Source organism: Paenibacillus taiwanensis DSM 18679 (assembly GCF_000425125.1).
GTDB classification, from domain to species: domain Bacteria; phylum Bacillota; class Bacilli; order Paenibacillales; family Paenibacillaceae; genus Paenibacillus_B; species Paenibacillus_B taiwanensis.
The window spans coordinates 280,078-305,074 of record NZ_AULE01000024.1 but is presented as its reverse complement, the minus strand read 5'-3'; the positions used below and the strand labels follow the sequence as shown (position 1 = coordinate 305,074).

Genomic DNA, 24,997 nt, shown 5'->3' with positions numbered 1-24,997 from the left:
GTTGTAGAGTTCTTAGCTGTTATTGTTTATCGTTTCATTATCTACTAACCATGTCTCAATCCGAGGCACTAGTTGGTCGGTCGCCATATGTTCCATCTTCGGACCTGGCAGCGAGTATAAGAAGTGCTTGCCATAACTCGTCTCAATAACACGCGTATCATAAATGATAACGATTCCTTTGTCCTTCGTCGTACGTACCAAGCGCCCGAATCCCTGCTTAAATCGAATGACGGCTTGTGGTATGGACAACTTGCGAAACGGGTTTTGCTTTTGTCTTTTCAGGCGATCTGATTTCGCTTCTACAAGCGGATGATTCGGCGGCTGGAAAGGCAAACGAACAATAGCAAGGCAAGTTAGTGCATCACCTGGAATATCTACACCTTCCCAGAAGCTGCTTGTACCCAGCAGCACTGAAGACGTCTGTTCTTGAAATCTTCTGGTCAGCTTACTCCGGTTGCCACTATCCATCCCTTGTCCTAACACTTGAATGCCGTGTGGAGCTAGCGAATCTTTGAGCTGTTCATACACATCCTTGAGCATACGGTAAGATGTAAACAGTACGAGCATGCGTCCACGAGTGACTTTAGCAATATCGCCAATCGATTGAGCCAGCTTACTGTTAAATAACGGGTCTCCTGAACCTTTAACAGTCGGGAAATCACGTGGAATTACGACTAGCGCTTGCTCGCGATAATTAAATGGAGAAGGTAAAATTACGCTATGCAGCCTGCCATCTCGTGCAGCTTCCTTCAAACCAATTTGTTCTTCCACGAACTGGAATGATTTATCAACAGATAATGTTGCCGATGTCAAAATAATACTTTTCTTCGGTTCAAAGAAATAACGGTTTAACGCTTCACTTACATCAACTGGCACGCCATACATCTGCATCGATTTATGACGGTACTGCATGTTGCCTTCCATCCAATAGACGGTATCAGGCTCCGTGCCCTTCATAAACTGTCTAAATTCATCTCTCACTTCAGCTAAATCTTTAAACAGCCCCGTAACGTCAACAACAACGGCTTGCAGTTCTTCATCATCTACATCTTTCCATTCGTTGACCAGCTTCTCGCCCGTTCGTACGATGTCACTTAATCGTACATGCACATCTTCCTCCAGCTCAATGACGCTGCTCCACGACTCCGGACGTGATTGTGATTGCAGTCTCAGCACGGATTGTCCTGCCTCTGCCTGGCCCGCTTCAGGAGGAGGCATCAGTTGGAACAAGGCATCATTCATCCGATCCCACACTTCTCGTACATCAGCAAGCTGTGTGAGCAGCTTCTCAATCCCGTCAGCCCAAACCATCGCTTTCTCGTTGCCAGAAAGACGCAAACGCATCTGTAAAAGAATGAGCGCCCCATTCTTGCTGTCTTTGAACAAACGAATTAATGGATGAATTAGTGAAAAGTATTGCAAGTGCAGACCCAAGTGCTTCCCTGCCGTCTCTTCAAAATGATGTGCTTCATCAATGACCAGGTGTTCATAGGCAGGCAAGAGTCTATGTTCTGCGATCACGTCCGTGAACAATAACGAGTGATTCGTAATAATAATGTCCGACATGTTCGCATCATTTTTAGCCCGATGATAGAAACACCTTCTGAACCAAGGACAAGCCCGGTTCAGGCATGAATCACTATCACTCGCCACAGTATCCCAGAATTCCGGCCCCTTCTGGATCAGATGCAGCTCCTCATCATCGCCATGCTCCGTCTGGCTTAACCAGACGATCATCTGTGCCGCTGTCAAAATATCGTCCTTGACGTGCACAAACTCTTTATAGTTTATTTTATGTTCAAATTTTCTCAAACACAAATAGTGGCTGCGCCCTTTAAGAATCGTCGCTTTAAATGGAACAGGCAATATCTGCTCCAGAAGCGGTAAATCGCGCTGTCTTAATTGCTCCTGCAAATTGATCGTGTGTGTGCTAACAATCACTTTCTTATCGTACTTCACACTATAATAAATGGAAGGCAGCAAGTAGCCGAGCGACTTACCTGTCCCGGTTCCGGCTTCAATTAACAGATGTCGATCATGATCCAGACTGTCCATTACCTCTTGGAACATCTGTTCTTGAGCCTCGCGTGGCTCGTAATGACTTAATTTTTGTTTCAAATTAGACTTCACTTCGTCCAGAAACTGTGTAAATGAGCTTCCTTCCAAAGCAGGCTGATCCATACCTTCACGTGGTGGAAGCACATGTGTCCACTCCCCCAGCTTAAATGCAAGCTGGCGATAAGCCGATACGTCCCCTTCGTCGCTGAGCCGAGCCGCATCTTGCTCACGTTCAACTAACTTCGTATATAAGAGCCAGCCAAGATCTTTCTCGTCGGAGCCAAACAAGTCCACAATCCGCTGAAGCGTTAGCAGAGGCAAATCATCTATAGCCTGTAAACAACGAACAAAAATATCCGCTGTTGCAAGCGCATCGCTGTCTGCTTGATGAGGACGTTCATGTGTAATATTAAATGCTTGAGCAACCGATCCTAACTGATATGAAGTCAAGGAAGGAAATAAAATGCGCAGCAATTCTATCGTATCGAGGATTCTACCCGTAAAAGGCAAGTAACCTGTATGTTCTAGCGCTTGTCTTAAATATTGATAGTCAAAAGCAACATGATGTCCAACAAGCACAACATCATTTAACAACGGTACCATTCCCGTCATCGCTTCATCCAGATCAGGTGCATCTTGCACCATCTCTTCGCTAATGCCCGTTAATTGTGTAATAAATGCGGGTATCGGGATTGTAGGTTTCACAAGAGTATGGTATTCCTGTTCTACCTGCAAATTAGCTCCGAGAATAACGAGTCCAATTTGGATAATTTCATCTCCCGGTTGATTACCCGTCGTCTCAAAATCCAATACGGCAAATCTCATCCCTAACAATTCCTCTCACCATTTCTGTTTTAAGAATAACAGATGTTCCGTCGTTTGAAAATGAGGAGAGGGCAACATCTACGAAAAGATGTTCCCCTCTCCCTGTGTATGATGCTGTTCTGAGCGAACGTTTGAGTACAGCTATACGCGTCATTTTATCGTTACGACATGTACGCCATCCGCTTCTCTCCAAATTGAAGTACGCCGTCGTTATGAATGCATACCTTCAAATTGGCAATTGGCTCCGGAATTGACGGATCAGCAAAATGCGCCTTCTGAAAATAATGTTGTGCCTTTTCAGTATTACGATGGAGCGCTTGTATACAGCCAAGAGCATTATATGCCAGCGCTTTAAGCTTTGCATCTTCCGTCAAGGGAATTATAAAATGAAAATGACGGCAAGCCTCTTGATTGCGACCGAGATGCAAATACGAAATGCCCAAATATACACGTGCTAACAATTTGTCCGGATGTCGGGAAATCGCTTGTTCCAGATGTCGGGAAGCTTGTTCATACATTCGAAGCGTAAAGTAACCTTGCCCATACTGTAGTGGATCATTGTAATCCGGCAGCTCATACTCCGCGCCTGATGGATTCTGATTCGACACTGCGGCTGGTACGTGATTACTTGTGCTCCGCTCAGTTCGAACAAGAGCCAGCTTTTCTTCAAAACGGAGCCATTCCTCGACTATGTGGTCACTCATGGAACGCAGCAAAGACATCTGATGTTCCAGTTCCTGCTTTGTTGCTCCTTCTGCTGAGGGGTACTGCTGAATAATCTCATCCAGCAGTTCATTCATCGTCGCGAACATGTGCTGCAACACAACTTCATCCCACCTTTACAATGTGATGCTGTGCATGATTGTACGGCTCATGTTCATTGTGTGTTAATCACGGATGTTTCATGCGATGCCCCAACGATCCAACAGCTTTACCGGTACTTGCTCGTTAAGAACCTGAATACTAACGGATAGTCGCGTGTACTTCAACATGAGCAAGCTCCACAGGCTGGTTACGATCATCAACAAATACAACTTTAGGCTGATATTGACGTGCCTCCTCATCATTCATCCCCGCATAAGAAATAATAATGACATTATCACCAGGTTGAACGAGTCGGGCAGCCGCGCCATTCAGACAGATTACGCCAGAATGACGTTTACCTGTAATTACATACGTTTCCAGACGAGCACCATTGTTATTATTGACGATCTGAACTTTTTCATTCGGTAAAATATCCGCCAATTCCATCAACTGCTCATCAATTGTAATGCTGCCTACGTAATTTAAGTTAGCCTCTGTCACCGTTGCACGGTGTATTTTCGATTTCATCATTTCACGGATCATATGTCTCACCCCTATTGTACAGCTTGAAGTAATCGATTATCAATTAAACGGGTAGTCCCGAATCGAACCGCCAGTGCAATTAATACGTCTGTGTTCCGTTCACTCATCGGGAACGAAGCAGCCAACGGCTGTAAGGAAGGGAAAGCGACCACTTCCACATATTCAATCTCAGCTAGTGGCGAACCGTTAATATACGTGCGAATACGATCTGCCAATGCAGCAGTTGTTAATACCGGTTCAACTGCAAGCCACTCCTGAACAAGCTGCAACGATTGCGACAGCACAAGCGCTTGTGCTCGCTCATCCTCGGACAAGTAAACATTACGCGAGCTAAGTGCAAGTCCGTCTTCTTCCCTTACGATTGGACATGGCACCAGTTCAACCGACATATTCAGGTCATACACCATCTGCTGTAACACAGCAACTTGCTGGGCATCCTTCATGCCGAAGTATGCTCGGTCAGGCTGCACCATATGAAACAGCTTCGAAACGACCGTTGTCACCCCATCAAAGTGGCCTGGTCGGGAAGCCCCACACAGTGAAGCGGTCATCTGTGCGACTACAACTTTCGTTTTGGTTTCCTGAGGATACATCATCTCTACAGAAGGCAAAAACACAATATCGATACCGCAATTTTCAGCTAGTGCCAAGTCACGCTGCTCATCCCGCGGGTAACGGTCAAGGTCTTCATTTGGTCCAAATTGAATCGGATTAACAAAAATACTGAGCACTGACACCTCATTCTCAGCCGCAGCACGTCTCATCAAACTTGCATGACCTTCATGTAAATATCCCATTGTCGGGACAAATCCGACTGTACTTTTCTCCTGTTTGCTTTTATTTTCTTGAATCGCGGTTCTCAGCTCCGCAATCGTTCGCACTACTAACAACGTTACTCCACCTTTCCATGTCCATACAAGCTGTCAAGCACCACATCATCCGCATGAAAAGCGTGAGATTGCGCTGGGAAAGAACGCTGCTTCACGTCCTTTACGTAGTTCTGCATGCTCTCCCGAATAGTAGAGCCGATATCTGCATACGTCTTAACAAATCGTTTCTCCCGATAAGCCGGTGTATATTTTAACACATCGTGGAATACGAGCACTTGTCCATCACAGGATGCTCCTGCTCCAATACCGATAGTTGGTATCGATAATCGTTCACTAATGTAGGCCGCAACTTGATCTGTCACAAGCTCTAATACGATTGCAAAGGCACCTGCTCTTTCTAACGTCAAGGCGTCATCCAAGAGACGGGCCGCATCTTCTGGTGTCTTGCCCTGAACACGATATCCGCCAAGCTGATGTACCGATTGCGGTGTCAGCCCAATATGACCAAGCACGGGCACACCCGCTTTCACGCAAGCGTCAACCATTAATGCAATCTCGGAACCACCTTCCATTTTAACCGCATTTGCATGACCTTCCTGCATTAAGCGCCGTACGTCCTTCATCGTCTCACTTACAGAGCTGTGATAGGTCATAAAAGGCATATCTGCCACAATAAAGGTATGAGGTGCTCCTCTGCGAACTGCTCTTGTATGATAGACCATATCATCAATCGTTACAGGCAATGTCGAGTCGTACCCAAGGACGACGTTTCCTAAAGAGTCGCCAACTAAAATAATATCCATATCGGCTTCTTCTACAAGGGCCGCAGAAGGATAATCATATGCCGTCATCATTGTGATCGGCTCTTTATTCACCTTCATTTGTTTCATTTTAACGATACTAAGGGGCTGTTTCGCTTTCATTCTAACTCATCTCCTTATCGATTCTCTTTTTAGTTTGCGCAAAACAAAAAAACCTTTTAGCGTTTCCACTAAAAAGGTCCCAAAGCAAAAAAGAGGTCGCATGCGACGTCTCTCTGTCTCGGTCCCTTCGGCTCAGAGCAGAAATATGCAGCACAACAAGGATATGTACTTGTCAGCACAGTTCCTTTGCTTTGCGAGTGCGATTCCAAACGGATATCGCCTACATAGGTAGTATAATCAAATCTGTAAACGAAGTAAATCCTCGAGTGTACCCATAGCTTCCATTTCTTATGCAAATTAGAATGCCGTTCCTTCGCTAGTAAAATGAACGTCGCCTGAAAATACTTTCCGGTACTGTCCATCCTGTCCGAGCAAAACTAATGCACCCGATTCGTCTAATCCTTGTGCAGTTCCCGTTACATCACCATAAGGTGTTGCTACCGATACCTCACGACCAATCGTGACACTTTGTGCCTCCCATAAAGTCCGTATTGGCCCGAAACCCTGCTCTTCATACAGCTTGTACAATTGCTCCAATTCCAGACAAATTTCAGCTAGCAGCGTAGCGCGATCTATTTCATGACCGTATTCACGCTTTAGCGACGTAGCAATTGAACGCAAATGGTCTGGATAGTCTTGCTCGTCCAAGTTCACACTAATGCCGATACCAGCAATAACACGAATTAAGCGCTCATCTTCTGCTTGCGATTCCAGTAATATCCCACAGACTTTACGCTCATGAATAAGTAAATCATTCGGCCATTTGATGCCAACCGGTACAGGTACGATCCGTTTGATCGCTCTGCACAATGCAACAGCTGTTAACAGCGTTAGATGAGGGGTAAAATGCAAGGGGATACGGGGTGTCAACACCATACTCATCCATATCCCTTTACCAGGGGGCGAATGCCACACACGCCCCCGTCGCCCTCTGCCTCCTGTCTGCTCCTCGGCGATTACAAGCGCACCTTCCTGCGCACCGTTTTCCGCCCATTGCAGCGCTTCGTTCTGCGTCGATTCCGTCCGGGCCACGATACGAATTTGCCGACCTAGCGTTCGTGTCTTTAACTGGGTCAGGAGCGAGATTTCATCGAGACGAGTTGGTTGCTGCAACAATCTGTAGCCAAGCTTTGGCACAGCTTCAAATTCAAAGCCTTTTGCACGAAGTCGATTAATATGCTTCCACACGGCTGTTCGTGAAATATTTAATTCCCGGCTTATTTCTTCACCAGATACAAACTCATTTGGGTGCGCTTGAAACCAAGCTAACATGCGATCGTTCACGATGCCCCCCACTTTCTTTCTAAATGTTGTTGCAGCATGTAAACGTTGTTCTCTACATTACCTAATGCCACATCAAGCCAAATACTTTCCAAACATGCTTTGACCCACGATCCTGCTGGTCGTGCAATTAATTTTAATACGTCTTTGCCGCTTATCGCTAAATCTTTAAGCTCGCGCACAGCCAATTCGTAAATCCATTTATCTCCTTCATTGAGCAGCAACTTCCAGTACGTATCGATAGATAAAGTCGATGGTGAATGTGTGCCATTGCCGCTCGCTAAAGGAAGCGGCGGATGTTCATAACTGTAAGGCGCGGCACTGTTGTCGACAAGCAGCGCCGTGGCAATGTCGCTTGCCGCAAGCCATGCGCGGCCGCAAGCTAGTGCTCCGCGCACTGCCGTCTCGCCATAAGCGAGCACGGCTTGCGCGACAGCCCGCCGCAGGGCGACAGCGTCGTCCCCTGCGGCTATGACGCTCGCGCAGGCAGCAGGCGTCATAGCCGCCTGCGCGAGCAGTTCGTGCGCGTGCAGGACGCCCAGAATGGCGTCCTGCTGCGCACCAGACAGGCGCAGCGCAGCTAGCACCTGCGCCGCCTCGGCTATGCTTGCGCGGTGCCCAAGCGCAAGCGTAGCCATACGCAGCTCGGGCGTAGCAACATGCCCAAGCGCATTCCATACCGAGAACGGCTGCGCTATAGAAGCAGCCTGATCGTGATGATCGCAAGCCCCTGACTTGATCATTGTCCGTGCATAATTACACCTATTAGCATTACGCCTAGAGATGCCTAATCGATCATCGGGTAGCTCTTTCGCAAAGCAGCCTACAGGCTCTTTCACATAAGCCAATACACCGCTACGGACCACCATGTCCCATCCGCGAGCTGGGTATGGACCAGCCAGCAGCTTCCATAACTCATCACGTACGCGCTCCATCGCAACAAACTTCAGCTTGCTGCGAGCTTCCCGCATGGCACGCCATGTACTTTTAGTCATACGCATATGGAGAACAGACGCAAATCGAATTCCTCTCAGCATGCGCAGTGCATCTTCATTAAAACGTTCACGAGCAGAGCCTACACAGCAAATGCGTCTACTGATTAAATCTTGTTGTCCCCCAAACGGATCAACGATGGAACCATCTGCTGCAAGTGCCATCGCATTTATGGTAAAGTCGCGTCGTGCGAGATCTTCTGTCAAATCTGTAATGTATTCCACATGTTCGGGCCTGCGATAATCTACATAAGCGGATTCTTTGCGAAAAGTTGTAACTTCGTATGTATGTTCGCCCATCAATACTGTCACCGTACCGTGCGCAATACCTGTTGGAATAACTTTATCAAACAACGCGGCCACCTCATCTGGCAAGGCGGAGGTCGCAATATCCACATCATGAATCGGGCGTCCAAGCAGTGTATCCCTTACGCAGCCGCCTACCATATATGCTACGTATCCACTTTCATGAAGACGGCAAATAACAGCTTGTGCTTCTTTCCATAAAGGACCTTGCAATTGCAGCTTCATATTTATAAACTCCTAATCCATCAATCCCTATAAAGCGATAGATTAGCAAGAAGGCTTCGCATTCATCACTTCACGATTGAGTACTCGATAATATATTTTTTCATATTCCCACGTAATAAGATCGTTACAGAATACATGACGCGCACGATGTAAACAAGCTTCTCTCATCTGTGCCGCAAGTTGGTCATTGCTAAGCAGTTGTACAGCATGTTCCGCCATCTTGTCTGTATCGCCAACAGGAGCCAAGTAGCCCGTTTCACCGTGGGTGACCAACTCTGGTATACCACCGGCTTCTGAGCCAATTGTTGGAACTCCGCAAGCCATAGCCTCAAGGGCCACTAAACCGAAGCTTTCTTTCTCTGATGGCAGCAGCAAGACGTCAGCCAATGAGATGACTTGTGCAATTTCGTCTTGCTTACCCAGAAAATGAACCCTGTCCTCCAAACCCATGTTTCGAATCATACATTGAACTTTTGGCATGTCAGGACCTTCTCCTACGAAGACGAGTCGGGAAGGAATTTGCTCATGTACTTTGGCAAACACTTCCACTACATCACTTACCCGCTTCACAGGACGGAAGTTAGAAATATGCATCAATATTTTCTCATGAGGATAAGCAAATTCGGAGCGCAAATGCGCAATATCCCGTGGATAATATACCCTTTTGTCAATAAAGTTGTAGGTCAAGTCGATATCTCGATTAATATCCAGCATTTCTCTCGTTTGATTAATCAAGTCCTGTGATACCGCAGTAACCGCATCACTCTGATTAATAGCAAACCTTATCATATCCTTCAACGACTCATCTTGTGCCAGCACGGTGATGTCCGTACCATGTAACGTCGTCACGACCTTAAGATCCGGATGAGCCATCTGTTTGGCAAGATAAGCACATACCGCATGTGGCACAGCATAATGAACATGCAGCAAATCAAGCTGCTGAAGGTTGGCTACTTGCGCCATCTTGCTGGCTAATGACAAATCATAAGGCGGATATCGGAATACGTAATAATCATTTACATCTACTTCGTGATACTGTATATTCTTTTGAAATTTCGAACCTAAGCGAAATGGAATATTATGTGTTATAAAATGGATTTGATGACCGCGCTCTGCTAACAACTTGCCTAGCTCTGTCGCAACAACTCCTGACCCGCCGAGGGACGGATAACACGTTATTCCAATTTTCAAACCTTCGCTCAACCCGTTCCCCTCCTCTATTCAAGCGCTGTCATCTTCCTATATGTGGTCATAACTTGACGGAACTAGAATAAATGCACCGCGTATGGCCCTTTATGAATAAATGCTTCCGCTTGTGTCATCCCTTTGCCTTGTCCAAGCAATGAATCACGAGCTTCCACTCGTTCTACATATCCTTGATTTAATGGTGTAGATACAAAATCAGTCTGGGCTGACGGAGCCGTAAATTGGGACTCATAAGCGAGCAGTGCACGACGCTTGCGATCATATACGTCCGACACGTCAACAATTAGATCAGCAGGTGCAATATCATTAATAAAATAATAATAAACCTGTTCAACAAGATGAGCCTCGATGTCAGGCAAATAACGTCTCAGCTTGGCATTAAACACAGCTTCCTGCACAATGCGACTGCACATAACATGATCAGGATGCCGATCTTCCCAATAGGGAGCGAATACTATGCGCGGGCGATATCGGCGAATGATACGAACAACTGCCTGAATATGCTCATCCGCCAGTTGAAGTCCTCGGTCAGGCAAGCCGATCGTTTCCCTCGCATACAATTGCAGCACTTCACTCGCGACGCCCGCTTCCTGCTGTCGCTGCTCTACCGTACCATTGGAGGACATCTCCGCATAGGTAAGATCACAGATCACTGTTCGGTAGCCAGCGAGCTGATGTTTGGCGAGTGTACCCGCCATTCCGATCTCGACATCATCAGGATGTGCGCCAAAGGCAACAATGTCCACCTGTTCCATTAGGATTCATCGACTCCTGGTTTATATTTATGCTGCAATTCACGCCATGCAAAATCTCCACGTTCCAGCGCTTTAACGAGAATTTCAGCTGTAGCGATATTAGTAGCCACTGGAATGCCTTGTACGTCACACAAACGCAACAGCGCAATGATGTCCGGTTCATGCGGCTGCGCCATTAACGGATCACGTAAGAAGACAATCAAGTCCATTTCGTTGTCTGCAACTAACGCACCGATCTGTTGATCTCCACCCAGCGGCCCCGATTGAAATCTAGTAATATCAAGGCTTGTCTGCTCCATAATACGCAGTCCTGTTGTTCCTGTGGAGTACAATTTGTGACCTTGGAACACTTTTTCATAAGCAATTACAAAGTTTACAATTTCTGATTTCTTCCGATCATGAGCAATAAAAGCAATATTCAGCATAAGTCTACTCCTCCATCATCTATCCCATTAATATGTACGTTCTACTGCTGAAAATCATAGGTCGATGATATCAACATGTCTATTCTTGATCCAAAATATGTTCAAAACCGTAAATAAGCTGGTCCAATTGCATCACTTTCTTAATCGCAACGTTGACACCTGGCATGTAACCTGCACGCTCGTAGGAATCATGGCGGATCCTTAACGTCTGACCATTGCCCCCAAATATAACTTCCTGCTGTGCAAAGATTCCTGGCAGCCGCACACTATGAATGCGGAAACCGTTGTAGTAGCCGCCGCGAGCCCCTTCAATCTTCTCTTCTTCATTCGGGTTGCCCTGCTTATGTTCCGCTCGTACTTGTGCAACCAGCTCTGCTGTTTTCACTGCTGTGCCTGACGGAGCATCAAGCTTCTGATCACCATGATATTCAATAATTTCCAGATCAGGGAAGTATTTTGCTGCTTGCTGGGCAAAACGCATCATTAGTATCGCACCTATTGAGAAATTAGGTGCAATTAACCCACCTAGCTCTTTTTCTTTGCAAATAGCTTGCAGTTCCTCAATCTGCTCAGGGGTAAATCCTGTCGTGCCAACTACTGGCCTCACACCGTGCTGTATAGCTAATGTTGTATGCTCCATCACTGTGTTTGGTGTCGTAAAATCAACAAGCACATCTGGCTTGCTGTTCACTAGTGCAGCAGTAAAATCGTTAGTTACCGTCACACCACAAGACGGCAGACCTACCAAAGATGCTGCATCTACTGGTCCTGTTGATGATGCAATGGCTGCCGTCAATTCCAAGGTGTCATCCTGGAGTACCATCTTCACTACTTCGCGTCCCATTCGTCCGCCTGCTCCAGCTACTGCTACTCGAATACGTTCCATGCTGTTTACGCTTCCCCTTCCGAGCTTTGCTTGCCGTCAATTCGTGTCCAACGATTTTTGTCGCGTGTGTTGAACTTATGCATGACTTCATCATGTGCTTTCGTTAAGTCTATGCCCAATGAATTTGCAAAGCATATTATTATAAATAGAAGATCACCCAGTTCATTCTCAATGGAATTATCGGCTTCTGTAGCTTTCTTAGGTTTCTCTCCATAGAGATGGTTTACTTCACGCGCCAATTCTCCAGCTTCTTCAAGCAGTCTGGCAAGCATCGACAGCGGACTGAAGTACCCTTCTTTAAACTGAGAAATATATTGTTCCACCTCATGCTGCATATCGGCTAAAGGCTTGCTGCGCAGCGTGTCTAAGATGGCTTTGCGGTCTTGTTCTGTCATGCCATCCCCTTCTTCTACTCGTACATTATTGTAGGCGGTATTTAGCTTCTATGTTATCGTAAAGCAACATGGAAAACAAATGCTTTTTATCCTCACATCATTTCGATATACTAAGAAAGGTTAAGCATTTTGACACAAGGAGAACAGCGATATATGACATCAACGTTTCTGAATAGGGTTTGGCATACATTCCTTCCGATTATGATTGGAACTGCCATTTACGCCTTTGGTCTGCTCTACTTTATTATTCCGAATCAACTTATGGAAGGCGGCGTAACAGGAATCACCGTCCTGCTCAAATATGCCGCAGAAATTAATCCTGCACTTTCCACCCTCGTTATTAACATTCCTTTATTTCTAGTCGGTTGGCGATCCCTTGGCAAGGTTCAAATGATTTATAGCATTTTTGGTGTTCTGTCTCTTACGTTCTTTTTATGGTTGTTCGAAATCGCCGTAACTAGACAGTGGATCGTACCGTTCCAAACCGAACATGACTTCATTCTGGCTACCCTTTATGCCGGCGTTACACTAGGAACCGGATTAGGCATCGTTTTCCGTTTCGGGGGTACAACTGGCGGTGTTGACATATTAGCAAGAATTGCAAATCGCAAGTTTCATATTAGCATGGGTCAATTTATTTTAATATTGGACGTATTTATTATAGGGGCAGCCTTGTTTTACATACCTAAAGAGAAAATATTGTACACACTTGTAGCTGTATTTATCGCATCCAAGATGATTGACTTCATTCAGGAGGGAGCATATGCAGCTAAATCATTTACGATTATTACGGACCATCCTGATGAGATTGGCAAGTTAATTACATCGGAATTAGAGCGCGGCGTCACTTTGATTCCCGCAATCGGTTATTATTCTCGACAGGACAAGCAAATGGTATATTGTGTCGTTGCCCGTCATGAGATGAGAAGACTAAAGTCCATCGTAAAAAATGTAGACCCAAGAGCATTTATCGTAGTTGGAGATGTTCATGATGTGCTTGGAGAAGGCTTTAAAGAAGAATAAGAAGCACTGAATCAAAAAGAGGTCGACATACTCGTCAATAGACGTGTACTGTCGGCCTCTTTTATATAGGATCGATTAATACTCATGATAGGTCGTTTCGTTTCAGCACAAGCTTGATTAATTCCACGGACCTGCATGAATATGATGTTCTTGATAACGATATTTCTGATAAGCGACATATGCCAAAGTCACTGTTACTATACAAGCTAACCACATTACAACCCGTAATGGAATTTGATCCTCCGTCACATTCGCAAATGCAGGGCTATCTTTTATGTGACCAAACAACGCCTTCATCAGCATAGGCTCATAATTCTGTAAAGCTTTTCGCGCCTGATCTCTTGATGCTTCTGCATCCGTAATCTTCAGCACGAGCACATTAATAGACTTTAACATTTCAATTGTCTGTACAGGCCTTTGTATCGCCACTGCGGGCATTATCCGATCCGTATGCTCTAACCAGAGGCGACTGGCTTGATCCCACTGCTGCTTAGTCACCGCCTGAACCATTTGTTCCAGATCATCTCGCAGCACTTGTTCATACTGTAGCCACATCGATTGGTCCGGATGTGCGAGCGCATCAACTGCCAGTTTAAACTTGGCAACCGCGTGAGATAGCTCTTTTCCGTTAGAGGAGGCTGCCTGAAGCTTACGCAACATGTCCTTATACGTTTCTGTAATGACGTTCATTTGATCAGTAGTCATGTTATGAAACAATTCTGCTGACGAAAACGCCCGTTCCAGCTCTTTCACCGTATGCAAAGCTCCCGACACATCACCAGAAGCAACTTTTCGGTATAAACGTTCCGTGGAGGCATCAACCATCCTCCATCCTTGGTGTATCGTCTGTTCTTTCGACTCCTTAACCGTATCATTTAACGCATGAAGGAGTGGGCTGGTGAAGATGAGTATAATGACAGCCAATAAGACACTCACAATTGTGTACCGGTACATGGACATCCCTCCTTGACTAACCTATGGGGTGATGTCCGTATTTAGAACGGCATTTTCTTCTATAAATAAAGAAAACAAGTGTGGCTACGCTCAACAACGAAACCAGCTTTCCTATTTCACATTCAGCTTAACGAGTTGCTGTTCGTCATACGTTCTTGTTTAAACCGGTAGTAACACGCGACGCCAGCAGTCAATACACTCATTCCGGTTAACACGATCGTAAAAGTAGACACTGTTGATACGTCGTCCCATAATGCTTGTGGTAAATAGGGATACACACCATATTTGTAATCCACATAATCATTCAGCCACGTCCATGCTGCTGCAACACTAAGACTTATTCCAGCAAAACGGAATAGCCGCACAAATAAAACGGCTTCAATAGCCATCGCTAAATGTGAACCTATTAACATCCAATCCTGCCAAATCATCGGGTCCCCTTGATAAGCACCTGCCAATATCATTGCACATGCCCAGACCCCGTACTTAATAGAAGTTACAACAGCTAAGGCCTCGATGACAACTCGGGCCGCGCTTAGCCACTTTTTCGGTTTTGTTATCGGAAATAGTAAGAACAACAAGGCTAATGAAAAAAACAAACTTGCTGTCGGACTATCGGGAACAAATACAATTTGCCATTTCGGAAAATTGTCCCACGTGTCCACCAATTGATACTTATACCAGTAGTAACCATAAATAGTTCCTGCCAGATTGGTTAGAAATAACGTCCATAGCACCCATCTTTGCTTCAAAAAATAGCGACTCCACAACATTGATACCTTCAACGAATACCACAGCCTCCCAAAATAATAAAACAAAAGCGACTAGACCAACGACATCGCTTGGACAACATACATCCCCAAAAAAGCTATGTACTAGCTGTATAACAAACAAAACCTGACCGTCATTAACGATCAGGTTGTTCCTAACTATATTTTACTGTGCTGCTTTCTGTTTCGCAAGCCATTCCGCTAGGTGATCAATGTCCTGATCTGTAAGGCCTGCACCAATTGCCGTATCATACATCGCTGGCATTTTGCCATCGTTTTTGCCCTCGTGGATGATCTTTAAAATCTCATCTTTTGAAAGCGTATCCCCAATTCCGCGTAGGCTTGGAGCGCTTGCGCCTTTCAAGTCAGCACCGTGGCACGCCACACAAGTCGCTTTCTTAAAGGAGGCCATCGCCGGGTCATCTTTGTCTACGATTGCAACTTCCTTGCCTCCTGGCTTAGCTTGACCCGTAGGCTTACCAGCCGCTGCTGCCTCGCGAGCTTTCTCTTCACGTTCAATATGCTCTGGGATGATGTTAAGCTCTTTTAACTCATGTTCATATCCATTCCACGCGACTTTGGTTAAGTATATAATCGCAAGCAGAGATACAAACATTAAGGAGGAAGCGATTGGTCGTTTGTAGAAACGACGTTCTTTACCTGAATCGAGGAAAGGTGCCATAACCAGCCCGCCGAACATAACTGCTGGAATTAGTACGGTTCCAATTACAACGTAGGAACCAGAGGCATATGGATACTTCAGTAATTGATACAGGAACAGGAAGTACCAGTCTGGAATCGGAACAAATCCTGTGTTGTTTGGATTGGCTGGATAACCTAACGGTGGCGGCTCGGAAATCGTCAGTACAAGAAATGCAACCAACGCCACGACGCCTACCATCCATTCCTTAAGCAGGAAGTTGGGAATAAATGCTTCCGACTTGCCAGGATACGCCGTGTAGTCCGGCTGTTCCGGATTGTAACTTCTTTTCTTTACGCGGGAGTCGCCAACATACACGACTTTTTCTTTGGATGAATGTCCGTGTGCCATCTTGGTTCCTCCTCTCTTATAGCGGTCCGGAAATACCTTGACGGCGAATCATAAAGAAGTGAGCGCCTAACAAGGCTAACAGGCCTGCCGGCAGGAAGAAGACGTGGATGGCAAAGAATCGCGTCAAAGTCTGGGCGCCTACGATCGTGCCGCCTTGCATCAATTCTTTTAAGTAAGGTCCTATGTAAGGAACCGTATCCGCAATCTCCATACCGACTTTGGTAGCAAAATATGCTTTGTTATCCCACGGGAGCAAGTATCCTGTGAAACCAAGGCCGAGCATTACAAAGAAGATTAACATCCCAACGACCCAGTTCATCTCACGCGGAGCCTTGTATGAACCCGTAAAGAATACGCGAAGCGTATGTAAAAACATCATTACAATAACGAGACTTGCGCCCCAATGGTGCATACCGCGAACGATCTGCCCAAATGCTACTTTAGTCTGCAAATATTCAACGCTGTAATAGGCATTCACAATATCCGGTACATAATACATAGTCAGAAACATTCCAGACAAAATCTGGATAACGGTAATAAAGAACGTCAATCCGCCGAAGCAATACACAAATGCGGAGAAATGGTGCGCGGGGTTGACATGTTCCGGTACTTCGTGATCGGCAACGTCCCGCCACATCGGCGTAATATCGAGACGTTCGTCAATCCAGTTGTAAACACCCTTAAACATCTGTTGCTACGCCTCCTTATTTCGCACGTGTGTTCGGCATCTTATCGCCCAAGTAAACAAAACCGTCTTTGATCTTTACTTTGTATTCATCCAATGGTGCACGGGCTACAGCTAGCTGCTTACCATCCGATGTATAGTGCGCGCCGTGACAAGGACAGAAATACTGGTCTTTATACTTCGCATTGTTGTTCCAGGAAACTGTACAGCCCAAATGCTTACATATCGGGGATAACGCCAAAATTCCTTGATCATCCTTGCGAATCCACGCTGTCAATGTCGGCTTGCTTTCGTACCAACCGTCAACTTGCGTCACTTCGAAGTTGAATTCTTGCGGCTGATCTGTAATCTTGCTTACTTCTACAACCTTGATGTAATTTCCCTCTGTCTTTTTCTGCAAAAGTGGATCTACCGCAAACCGAACCATTGGCAATGCTGCTCCCCCCGCCATAAAAGCAGTCGCCCCACCTAACGTGTATGAAAGAAATTGTCGACGCGACATTTCTTTGCGTGCCGCTGGTTTGTGAGGATTATGCTCGTTCTCATGCGGTTTGCTCATCGTCTCTTCCCCCCCTTTACCCAACCATTCTCGCAGCTTACTATGACGATTATCACATTCTAACTAGGACATCACTATAATATCCCAGCCCTATGTAAGCGTCAAGAATTTACCAATTAATTTGGTACGATCAACCAATAGTGTTTCGTTAAATGTTGGGATTTTGTCACATTTGACACTAGTATTGTGATGAAGACCACATTGTTTGGACAAGTTCACTGATTCGTTGGCGACTATTTTCACTCTCCGTTATTCGAATCGCAAATGGCGTTAATACAAGATCAAAATTCGACAGCGGCTGATGCGGAAGCTCCACCTGAGCAGACATCGCAATTACATAACGGAAGCCAGCAGCTTTAAGCTCTAAGGCTAAACGATCTAACTTGGTCCACTCTCCATTTACAGTCTGAAAGTCCGATGAAGGGTCAACAAAATGGTAGGCGGGATAAGTGACGATACGTCCATGAAAGGGAATTTCGACATGCTCCAGCCAATCTCTTAACTGTTCCAAACTTGCTGTCGCTTGGAAAGGTGCCAGAGCTCCTGTCAATCCTGTAACAGGAATGACACACGTGTCCAAATACGGTTTCCATTGTTGCCACTGCGCTTCCGAGATTTCACTGAACTTCATGCTGTCCCCTCCGTTTTTCCTACTTCTTCCTCTCCATTATACTGATTTGCACAAAAAAATGAAGAATCGCATGATGCGTTCTTCATTGTAACGTTTTCAGCTCGTTCGTCAGCATTTGAAAGGATGCTTCATCCCCTGTAGCCAATGCTTCATCAATTGCTACGTAAATTTGACGGGTACGATGCTTGCGAATGGCGTCGTCCCATATCATCTCTGCCGTCAAGCCTAACATCACTTCGTAAGAAACCTTCATTTTATCCATAGGATGCACCTCCAAACCCGAACGCTTAAGAGCTCCTATATTCCTTTCCTTTCACCACATAGCTATCTGTTGTTCGTTTCATACGCTGTAAATCTTCTTCTGTCAGCTCGCGGATAACTCGTGCGGGTGAACCGAGAGAAAGAGTATAGGCCGGTATTTTTTTATTTTCGGTAATGACCGATCCTGCCCCTATTAAAGCATATTCACCGAGTTCCGCACCGTTCAGGACGATAGCCCCCATGCCAATTAATGTACCCTTGCCTATCCGACAGCCATGTATAATAGCGGCATGCCCAACAGATACATCATCGCTTACAAGGAGTGGCTGATTGGTGTTGACGTGTCCGATAACACCGTCCTGAATATTGACGCGTTCTGCGATATGAATAGGTGCCAGATCTCCACGCAGCACTGCATTAAACCATACAGTGGAGCCTGCGCCGATTGTAACGTCGCCAATAAGCTTAGCTCCATCCGCCACAAATACCGATTCATCGATACGTGGCCTCTTATCTTGATAGGGTATGTACAACAAACGATCGCCTCCAACAGGTTCTTGCGCCTTCCAATAAGCAGAATAGGTTTTTGCAAGCGCAGCAAGAAAAAAGTTGGACTCATCTTAGCAATGCCGTTGCTGCTTGTCAACCATTAATGGAATCTTATCGTCATGGTCTACATACACCCCATGAATTAAAGTTTGTCCACGCTTCGTAACCTGTATAAGCGGACCAAGCTCTGAATGCTCTCCATACCGCAACAGCCCCAAATATACCATCATACGAACAATGCGCTCTCTAAAGATAGATTGCGGCGTATCATAATAAAACGGCTTGAGATATGGCTGCAAAATGGACTCTAACGATTGTAATGTTGACCAGCGCACGCAACACAAGTTTACCCAGTGCACAATGGACAATAAATTGGGTATCGCATTTTTGTATAGTTTTAACCAAAAGCGATATATAGGCTGTATCGGCTCATATCTGGCCCCATTCATCAACCGTTCTTGCCCTGTCGCAGTTAACCGCAAAAAACCTTCCATTTCCTCCAGCCAGCCTTGATAAAAAGCATAGTCGTAGATCAATGACATTCGATTGGGGTAATCATGAAACCTTCTGCCGTACCCGAACCGCCACTCGCCTTTCTGGACAACAGCTTCTTTTACCGCAAAGCACTCTAACAATTGCTGCTGCGTTTTTTTGTACATTACACTTTCGTTGTTAAGCGGCACAGTCTCCGTTTGCACAAATCGAAGCAGTTCGATCAGATCTTCACCTAGTCGCCCATCCTCATCCCGATACGCCTCTGGCTCGTGCACATGAACCAACTGATGCTGAAATCGCTTGTACAGAACATCACGAAACCTCCTTTTCAGATCATCAGGAACCTGAAATAAATACTTGGTTTGCTGACTGCACCCATTAAATAACCAGCCACTGTGTTTAAACTTAACAATAGTATCTCTTGGACTCACGGTTTCCTTGTGATCAACTTGCTGTGAATCAAACCGCGTCTGCTGCACACGTGAAATGAGCTCTTCTAAACTAAATGCTGCGCGTTCATCAAAAAGCAAAGAATTTAAAAAACGCAGTTCCTCCAATGACATCGCATCCACCTGGTGTTCAAATATATCTCTGCTGCCCACTGCGCTCAGAATGGATTGAATCAGCTCATGCTTGGAATGCGAGTTGCATTCACAGTCATATTGACGGGCGATACGTGCAAGCTGCTGTATATCCGCGTAACTGAGCATATCCGCTAAGTTCATGTTTCACCTCCATCCCGTATTCTTTTTATTTCTTGCCGAATCTCGTTGTACAGTAACCATTATTGGAAAATTGCACTTATTTATACGAACGATATCTAAACAGCTAAAAAAACTTTTTGTACACAACAAAAAAAGCCTGCGGATACATGCTTAGCAGCATGCAAACGACAGGCTTAATTATGATGTGTAAGTCGCATTACAAATGCGACTACTCACTCTATTACGATGTTTATTAACGCTGTAGGGAGTGGGATTGCACGTGGGCAGAGCAATTCATCAATAGAGAGCGCCATTCTGTGTCATTACGTTCGATAACTGTAAATGACAAATTGCCAATATGCCCTGTACATGAATCACCGAACAAACCCATAAACAGCTGCGCCAGCCAACTGCCATGAGATACAATTAAGATGTTCTTCCCATTGGCGGCGGATGCAATGTGCTCCAAACTATCGTGCGCTCGTTGACGAAGCACTTCGTCAGTCTCTTGACCAAGTTCCATCTTGCGCCAATTCAAACCCCACAGTGCTTCTCTTTCCTCAGCAGTTGTACCTTCTATCTGACCATAATAACGCTCTAACAACCCCGCATGAGGTGCTAGTAACGGAAGGTCTAGCTCGCGAGCAATAATGGTAGCTGTTTCTTCAGCACGACTCAATCCACTTGATATAACCGCTTCAAAGACGTAAGCCTCTTGTTTAAGTCGGTCAGCTAACAGGAGAGCTTGCGAACGCCCAATCTCATTCAGTGGTATATCAGTTTGTCCCTGTATCTTGCCTAATGCATTCCAATCCGTCAATCCATGACGGACAAGTCCGATTATTTGTGAAGTCATGAATTCTCCTTGGTCACCCTATATCTACTAGGTTAATTACGATGGGGAATCCCCTCACTATATTATGAACTTACTGCTTCACCCTCGTCAACCAATTCAGAAGCAGTAATGCAAACGTCACTCCAAACAAAGATAATGCTATCCAATAATGAGGAACTGTTGGAACAAGAAGAAGTGGTTCAATCGCACTATCTGCAGGTATATCGACGATAATAGCATTCGTCGTTGCGTCTGTACTTCCTGCAATAACGGCCGGGATAAGACCCGTTACCGGTTCTGCCTTGCTTGGTTCAAGGCGGATAACTAACACGATCAGACTACATAGAAACACAGCTAGACAAAATGAAATGATCCCCGCTAATACATTGCGTGTTCGCGGTGACATGCGATGACCGCGACGATGAACCGGCATAAGCCACTGGTCCTCGCTATAAATCCGTTCCATCACCAAGGCGGGCTCAAAGGTTATTCTTTCGAACACCTCGTCTTCCGCCTCCCAATCCATAAGGTCCTCATTCCATTCTTCACTTGCTGCCCATATGCGATATTGCTCCGCACACCCCTCACATTCTTGCAAATGGTTATCAATCGCAAGACGTCGCGGATCGTCAGCCGGCATATCGGTGTATTCCGATATCCAATCGAGCGCTTCCGCACATTTCATTATCCGTTCATCCCTTCAACCCAGGCTCAGCAATATAGCCTTCCAGCTGCAATTTAATGCTCGCTCTTGCCCGGAACAGCAGTGATTTAACGGAACTGACTGTCTGCCCCAGCTTATGTGCGATCTCTTGATAGTCAAGCTGGTCGTATTCACGTAAGATGATAGCGGATCTTTGTTTCTCGGGCAAATTATTAATTGCTTCCCTGACGAGATTCACTTTCTCGTTTCGTAATGCTGCATATTCAGGGACTACTTCCTTAGGCGCTTCCGGCACGATGCTGTTGTCTTCGTCAAGCGATACCTGAATGCTGCGCTGCTTCCGCAGCTCGCTTAGCACCGTATTACGTGCTATCGTGTACAACCAGGTTGAAAACGACGCCTCAGCCTCCCGGAACGTATGTAAGCTTCTAAATGCCTTATAGAAAGTATCCGCGCACAAATCCTCCGCCATCAGCTCTAGCTGAGAACTTTTGAGCATGTGATAAATAAAGGCTAACACTTTACGCTGATAACGATTCATCAAATCCGCATATAATTCGACATCACCGTCTTTAATATCGCGAATAATCTGGGAATCAGTCATGGATTGCGATCCTCCTAGCTTTCCATTTCGATCCCGATGCGCTACCTTACGTTTATACTCCAGAAGTTATAAAAAGTTGCGAATCGGTGATTCAAAACTATAAATCTCGTAATTTATTCTACCATTTTGTCAAGTTATGCTAGCTTTTGTCATCCTATTGGGCATAATCGTATTTTAACATAGGTCAAAAGCCAATTAACCTTAAATTTTCTTAAGATTCTAAATAAGGACTAAATAAGGACTAAATAAGGACTATTCATGCTGCTTCTATATTACTAACGCATCGTGTTCCAATTTTGTTGCACAAGGCGTAAAAAATTAAAAACAAAAAAAAACCACTCCATCAAGGAGTGGCTGCACATTGTGCAAATATTGGATAGGAGTGGAGAGAAACCATACTGTACTGTTATTATATTGTATACGTTTTCATTATGTCAATAACATTACAAAAATAATTTCTTCTTTTATCAAATTTTCCCTTTACCCCTTGATATCGTTGCCTATTCTAACCCGCTCACGCTTGCTTCTTAACCCAAATTCTTTATACGTATACCGTATAACCTATAGATGTTAACAGTGCATTAGCCTTGTCCCAATCCTCCTGCTGGCGGAAAGACAAACGCAACACGCCTGGCACATCCTCTCGACTTTCAATAATTTGAAGATTGCTCAAGTTAATGTGATGACTGCCAAGCACTGTTGCAATTTTACCGATAATACCTGGCGTATCAGGAACGTCCATATACAGATCGTAAAGAGCATGGATAATTCCTTTTCGCCGTTCAGGCATCCGGCTTCTAAATTCACCAGATTGCTTAAACGCCTGCTGTATCCGTTCTTTGTCTTGGTTTGTTAAAATATCTATCCAATCCTGAACGTTATGTTTCCAATCACGCAGCAGCGTGAGCATAACTTCTCGATTGTTAATTAAAATATCGCTCCAAATCGTTGGATCGCTCGAAGCAATCCGTGTAATATCTCGGAACCCGCCCGCAGCCAAATGAACATACATGTCATTATGCTCATTGTATTCTCGAACCTGATTAACTAACGCCGCAGCCACAATGTGCGGAAGATGACTAATCGCGCCTACAACACGATCATGCTCCTCTGGGTCCATTCTAATAATATGAGCACGTGTATACTGCAACAAGTCAACCAGACACTGGTATGCCGACTCGTTGACATCCTCGTTTGGTGTCAGCACGTAAAATGCATTTTCAAACAATAACGTTGAAGCAGCTTCGACGCCTGAGCGCTCAGAGCCTGCCATCGGATGCCCGCCGATAAAATGAATTTCCTCCCACTCCAGTTCACGCGCGCATTTAGATACGGAAGCTTTAGTGCTGCCCACATCCGTAACAACGCAACCGCGTCTAAGCGGTAAAGCGCGAAGACGCGTCAGCATACTATCAAGCATGCCTACCGGGGAGCATACAAAAATGTAATCTGCATCGCTTACCGCTTCTTCAAGCGAGGTCGTAGCCGTATCAACGACTCCGCGCTTTACGTATTTATCTGTAGACGACGGGTTTGGAGAATATCCGATCACTTTAATGCCTGGCTTCCCTTTAAAGCAAAGGGCGAGCGAGCCTCCAATGAGCCCTACGCCCAAAATTGCGATAGTTGTCGTGATGTTTGTACTCATGAGGTCACCTTAACTTCCAGCAAAATTTGCTCCAATGCTTGTACAAAAGCTTCATTATGCTCAGGCTTCCCTATTGAAACGCGCAAATATGTCGGATACTTTCCATGACCGGCTCGTGTAATTATTCCTCTTTGCATAAGCAACTGGAACATCTCTTGAGCGGGCATGCCAACATCTACGAGGATAAAGTTGCCGTGAGCAGGAAAACTGTGCAATTGAAGACGGTTAAACTGCTGTTGCAGGTACTCTCTACCTTGCTTATTGTTCATCTTGCACATTTTAATGAATGCCTGATCTTCGATAGCAGCCTTCGCGGCAGCCTGCGCAAAACGTGTCGTATTAAAAGGCTCGCGCACTTGATTAATAGTGTGAATAACAGCAGGATCGCCAACCCCATATCCGATTCTTAAAGAGGCCAATCCATAAATTTTTGAAAAAGTACGCAAGGAGATCAAATTGTTGTACTGTTTTAACAAAGCAAGTGTATCCAGGAATTGATCATCCGTCACATACTCGACATAGGCTTCATCCAGCACGACTAATACATGCTCAGGCATTTGATTCATAAACGTTACCATGTCATTATGGGAAACAATAGTTCCTGTCGGGTTGTTTGGATTGCATATCCAGACAATCTTGGTACGCTCCGTCACAGCTGCAAGCATCGCATCCAGATCATGAGCACCGTGCTTCATCGGTACTTCAATACATTTTGCACCTTCAATTTCAGCGTTATGCTTATACTGCGGGAATGTTTGATCCGCCATAATTGTCTCGTCACCTGCTACGAGGTAAGCTCGACAAATCATTAAAATAATCTCATCAGAGCCCGCACCAAAAATAATTTGATTCGTGTTGACACCTAAGTGTTGAGCCACGGCAGCGGTCGTCTGCAAAGCAGCACCATCAGGATAAATACTGGTATTGTTTACTTCATTTACGATCGCCTGTTTGGCTTGTTCGGAGCTGCCGTATGGATTCTCGTTCGACGCCAACTTAATTACTTCGTCAAGCCCTAATTCACGCTTTACATCTTCTACCGACTTGCCTGGCTGATATACAGGCAAGTGTACGACTGATTTCTTAGGCTGCATTGCTGCCCCACCCTTT

General features: G+C 45.4%; 27 protein-coding genes. 1 reads left to right on the top strand and 26 read right to left on the bottom strand.

What is annotated here, in order from left to right; translation table 11 throughout:
- Window positions 1-12: 12 nt before the first annotated feature.
- From dinG to H509_RS0105940, 12 genes are all read right to left on the bottom strand, one after another.
- On the bottom strand, window positions 13-2,883 hold the full coding sequence (gene dinG / locus H509_RS0105995) for an ATP-dependent DNA helicase DinG (protein ID WP_028544292.1): 2,871 nt from the start codon (window positions 2,881-2,883) through the stop codon (window positions 13-15).
- 161 nt (window positions 2,884-3,044) lie between these two features.
- Window positions 3,045-3,707, bottom strand: a complete 663-nt coding sequence (locus H509_RS0105990) for a tetratricopeptide repeat protein (RefSeq protein WP_028544291.1) — start codon at window positions 3,705-3,707, stop codon at window positions 3,045-3,047.
- Window positions 3,708-3,846: 139 nt separating this feature from the next.
- Window positions 3,847-4,230, bottom strand: a complete 384-nt coding sequence (gene panD, locus H509_RS0105985) for an aspartate 1-decarboxylase (RefSeq protein ID WP_028544290.1) — start codon at window positions 4,228-4,230, stop codon at window positions 3,847-3,849.
- An 11-nt stretch (window positions 4,231-4,241) separates the two neighbouring features.
- On the bottom strand, window positions 4,242-5,120 hold the full coding sequence (gene panC, locus H509_RS0105980; protein ID WP_028544289.1) for a pantoate--beta-alanine ligase: 879 nt from the start codon (window positions 5,118-5,120) through the stop codon (window positions 4,242-4,244).
- Window positions 5,121-5,122: 2 nt separating this feature from the next.
- Window positions 5,123-5,983: a 3-methyl-2-oxobutanoate hydroxymethyltransferase gene (gene panB, locus H509_RS0105975; protein WP_028544288.1), complete on the bottom strand. Its 861-nt coding sequence runs from the start codon at window positions 5,981-5,983 to the stop codon at window positions 5,123-5,125.
- A gap of 297 nt (window positions 5,984-6,280) precedes the next feature.
- Window positions 6,281-7,267: a biotin--[acetyl-CoA-carboxylase] ligase gene (locus tag H509_RS0105970; protein WP_028544287.1), complete on the bottom strand. Its 987-nt coding sequence runs from the start codon at window positions 7,265-7,267 to the stop codon at window positions 6,281-6,283.
- The gene (locus H509_RS26655) at window positions 7,264-8,787 is read right to left on the bottom strand and encodes a CCA tRNA nucleotidyltransferase (protein ID WP_028544286.1); all 1,524 of its coding nucleotides are present in this window, start codon (window positions 8,785-8,787) and stop codon (window positions 7,264-7,266) included. Before H509_RS26655 ends, H509_RS0105970 begins: the two co-directional genes overlap by 4 nt.
- A 42-nt stretch (window positions 8,788-8,829) precedes the next feature.
- Complete coding sequence (gene bshA / locus H509_RS0105960; protein WP_028544285.1) at window positions 8,830-9,990, bottom strand: N-acetyl-alpha-D-glucosaminyl L-malate synthase BshA; 1,161 nt, start codon at window positions 9,988-9,990, stop codon at window positions 8,830-8,832.
- Between the two features lie 62 nt (window positions 9,991-10,052).
- Window positions 10,053-10,748, bottom strand: a complete 696-nt coding sequence (gene bshB1, locus H509_RS0105955; protein WP_028544284.1) for a bacillithiol biosynthesis deacetylase BshB1 — start codon at window positions 10,746-10,748, stop codon at window positions 10,053-10,055.
- Window positions 10,748-11,173, bottom strand: coding sequence for a methylglyoxal synthase (locus tag H509_RS0105950; protein WP_028544283.1), 426 nt, complete (start codon window positions 11,171-11,173; stop codon window positions 10,748-10,750). The genes bshB1 and H509_RS0105950 overlap by 1 nt, the downstream gene beginning before the upstream one ends.
- A gap of 79 nt (window positions 11,174-11,252) precedes the next feature.
- Window positions 11,253-12,059 (bottom strand): 4-hydroxy-tetrahydrodipicolinate reductase, encoded by an 807-nt coding sequence (gene dapB, locus H509_RS0105945; RefSeq protein WP_028544282.1) that lies wholly within the window; start codon window positions 12,057-12,059, stop codon window positions 11,253-11,255.
- Between the two features lie 5 nt (window positions 12,060-12,064).
- The gene (locus H509_RS0105940; protein ID WP_028544281.1) at window positions 12,065-12,454 is read right to left on the bottom strand and encodes a nucleotide pyrophosphohydrolase; all 390 of its coding nucleotides are present in this window, start codon (window positions 12,452-12,454) and stop codon (window positions 12,065-12,067) included.
- 153 nt (window positions 12,455-12,607) lie between these two features.
- Here H509_RS0105940 and H509_RS0105935 point away from each other — a divergent pair, with 153 nt between their 5' ends.
- Entirely contained in the window at window positions 12,608-13,477 is an 870-nt protein-coding gene (locus H509_RS0105935; RefSeq protein WP_036696348.1) for a YitT family protein, read from the top strand.
- A 117-nt stretch (window positions 13,478-13,594) separates the two neighbouring features.
- Here the strand turns inward: H509_RS0105935 and H509_RS0105930 are convergent, their stop codons facing one another.
- The 14 genes from H509_RS0105930 to hisC all read right to left on the bottom strand — a co-directional run bounded on the left by H509_RS0105930 (window position 13,595) and on the right by hisC (window position 24,981).
- The gene (locus H509_RS0105930) at window positions 13,595-14,431 is read right to left on the bottom strand and encodes a sporulation protein YpjB (RefSeq protein WP_028544279.1); all 837 of its coding nucleotides are present in this window, start codon (window positions 14,429-14,431) and stop codon (window positions 13,595-13,597) included.
- Between the two features lie 122 nt (window positions 14,432-14,553).
- On the bottom strand, window positions 14,554-15,216 hold the full coding sequence (locus H509_RS0105925) for a DUF1405 domain-containing protein (RefSeq protein ID WP_028544278.1): 663 nt from the start codon (window positions 15,214-15,216) through the stop codon (window positions 14,554-14,556).
- A gap of 151 nt (window positions 15,217-15,367) precedes the next feature.
- Window positions 15,368-16,252, bottom strand: coding sequence for a c-type cytochrome (locus tag H509_RS0105920; RefSeq protein ID WP_028544277.1), 885 nt, complete (start codon window positions 16,250-16,252; stop codon window positions 15,368-15,370).
- Window positions 16,253-16,268: 16 nt separating this feature from the next.
- A complete protein-coding gene (gene qcrB, locus H509_RS0105915) occupies window positions 16,269-16,940 on the bottom strand; it encodes a menaquinol-cytochrome c reductase cytochrome b subunit (protein WP_028544276.1) in 672 nt (223 codons plus the stop codon).
- Between the two features lie 16 nt (window positions 16,941-16,956).
- Window positions 16,957-17,496, bottom strand: coding sequence for a Rieske (2Fe-2S) protein (locus H509_RS0105910; RefSeq protein ID WP_028544275.1), 540 nt, complete (start codon window positions 17,494-17,496; stop codon window positions 16,957-16,959).
- A gap of 178 nt (window positions 17,497-17,674) precedes the next feature.
- Window positions 17,675-18,127 (bottom strand): DUF2487 family protein, encoded by a 453-nt coding sequence (locus H509_RS0105905; protein ID WP_028544274.1) that lies wholly within the window; start codon window positions 18,125-18,127, stop codon window positions 17,675-17,677.
- Window positions 18,128-18,209: 82 nt separating this feature from the next.
- On the bottom strand, window positions 18,210-18,389 hold the full coding sequence (locus H509_RS0105900) for an IDEAL domain-containing protein (protein ID WP_028544273.1): 180 nt from the start codon (window positions 18,387-18,389) through the stop codon (window positions 18,210-18,212).
- Between the two features lie 25 nt (window positions 18,390-18,414).
- Window positions 18,415-18,921, bottom strand: coding sequence for a gamma carbonic anhydrase family protein (locus H509_RS0105895; protein WP_028544272.1), 507 nt, complete (start codon window positions 18,919-18,921; stop codon window positions 18,415-18,417).
- 87 nt (window positions 18,922-19,008) lie between these two features.
- Window positions 19,009-20,157 (bottom strand): hypothetical protein, encoded by a 1,149-nt coding sequence (locus tag H509_RS0105890; protein ID WP_028544271.1) that lies wholly within the window; start codon window positions 20,155-20,157, stop codon window positions 19,009-19,011.
- 232 nt (window positions 20,158-20,389) lie between these two features.
- Window positions 20,390-20,992: a histidine phosphatase family protein gene (locus tag H509_RS0105885; RefSeq protein ID WP_028544270.1), complete on the bottom strand. Its 603-nt coding sequence runs from the start codon at window positions 20,990-20,992 to the stop codon at window positions 20,390-20,392.
- 70 nt (window positions 20,993-21,062) lie between these two features.
- On the bottom strand, window positions 21,063-21,656 hold the full coding sequence (locus H509_RS0105880) for a zf-HC2 domain-containing protein (protein ID WP_028544269.1): 594 nt from the start codon (window positions 21,654-21,656) through the stop codon (window positions 21,063-21,065).
- Window positions 21,657-21,663: 7 nt separating this feature from the next.
- Entirely contained in the window at window positions 21,664-22,239 is a 576-nt protein-coding gene (locus H509_RS0105875) for an RNA polymerase sigma factor (protein WP_028544268.1), read from the bottom strand.
- Window positions 22,240-22,780: 541 nt separating this feature from the next.
- On the bottom strand, window positions 22,781-23,875 hold the full coding sequence (locus H509_RS0105870) for a prephenate dehydrogenase (RefSeq protein ID WP_028544267.1): 1,095 nt from the start codon (window positions 23,873-23,875) through the stop codon (window positions 22,781-22,783).
- A gap of 8 nt (window positions 23,876-23,883) precedes the next feature.
- Entirely contained in the window at window positions 23,884-24,981 is a 1,098-nt protein-coding gene (gene hisC, locus H509_RS0105865; protein ID WP_028544266.1) for a histidinol-phosphate transaminase, read from the bottom strand.
- Window positions 24,982-24,997 lie beyond the last annotated feature (16 nt).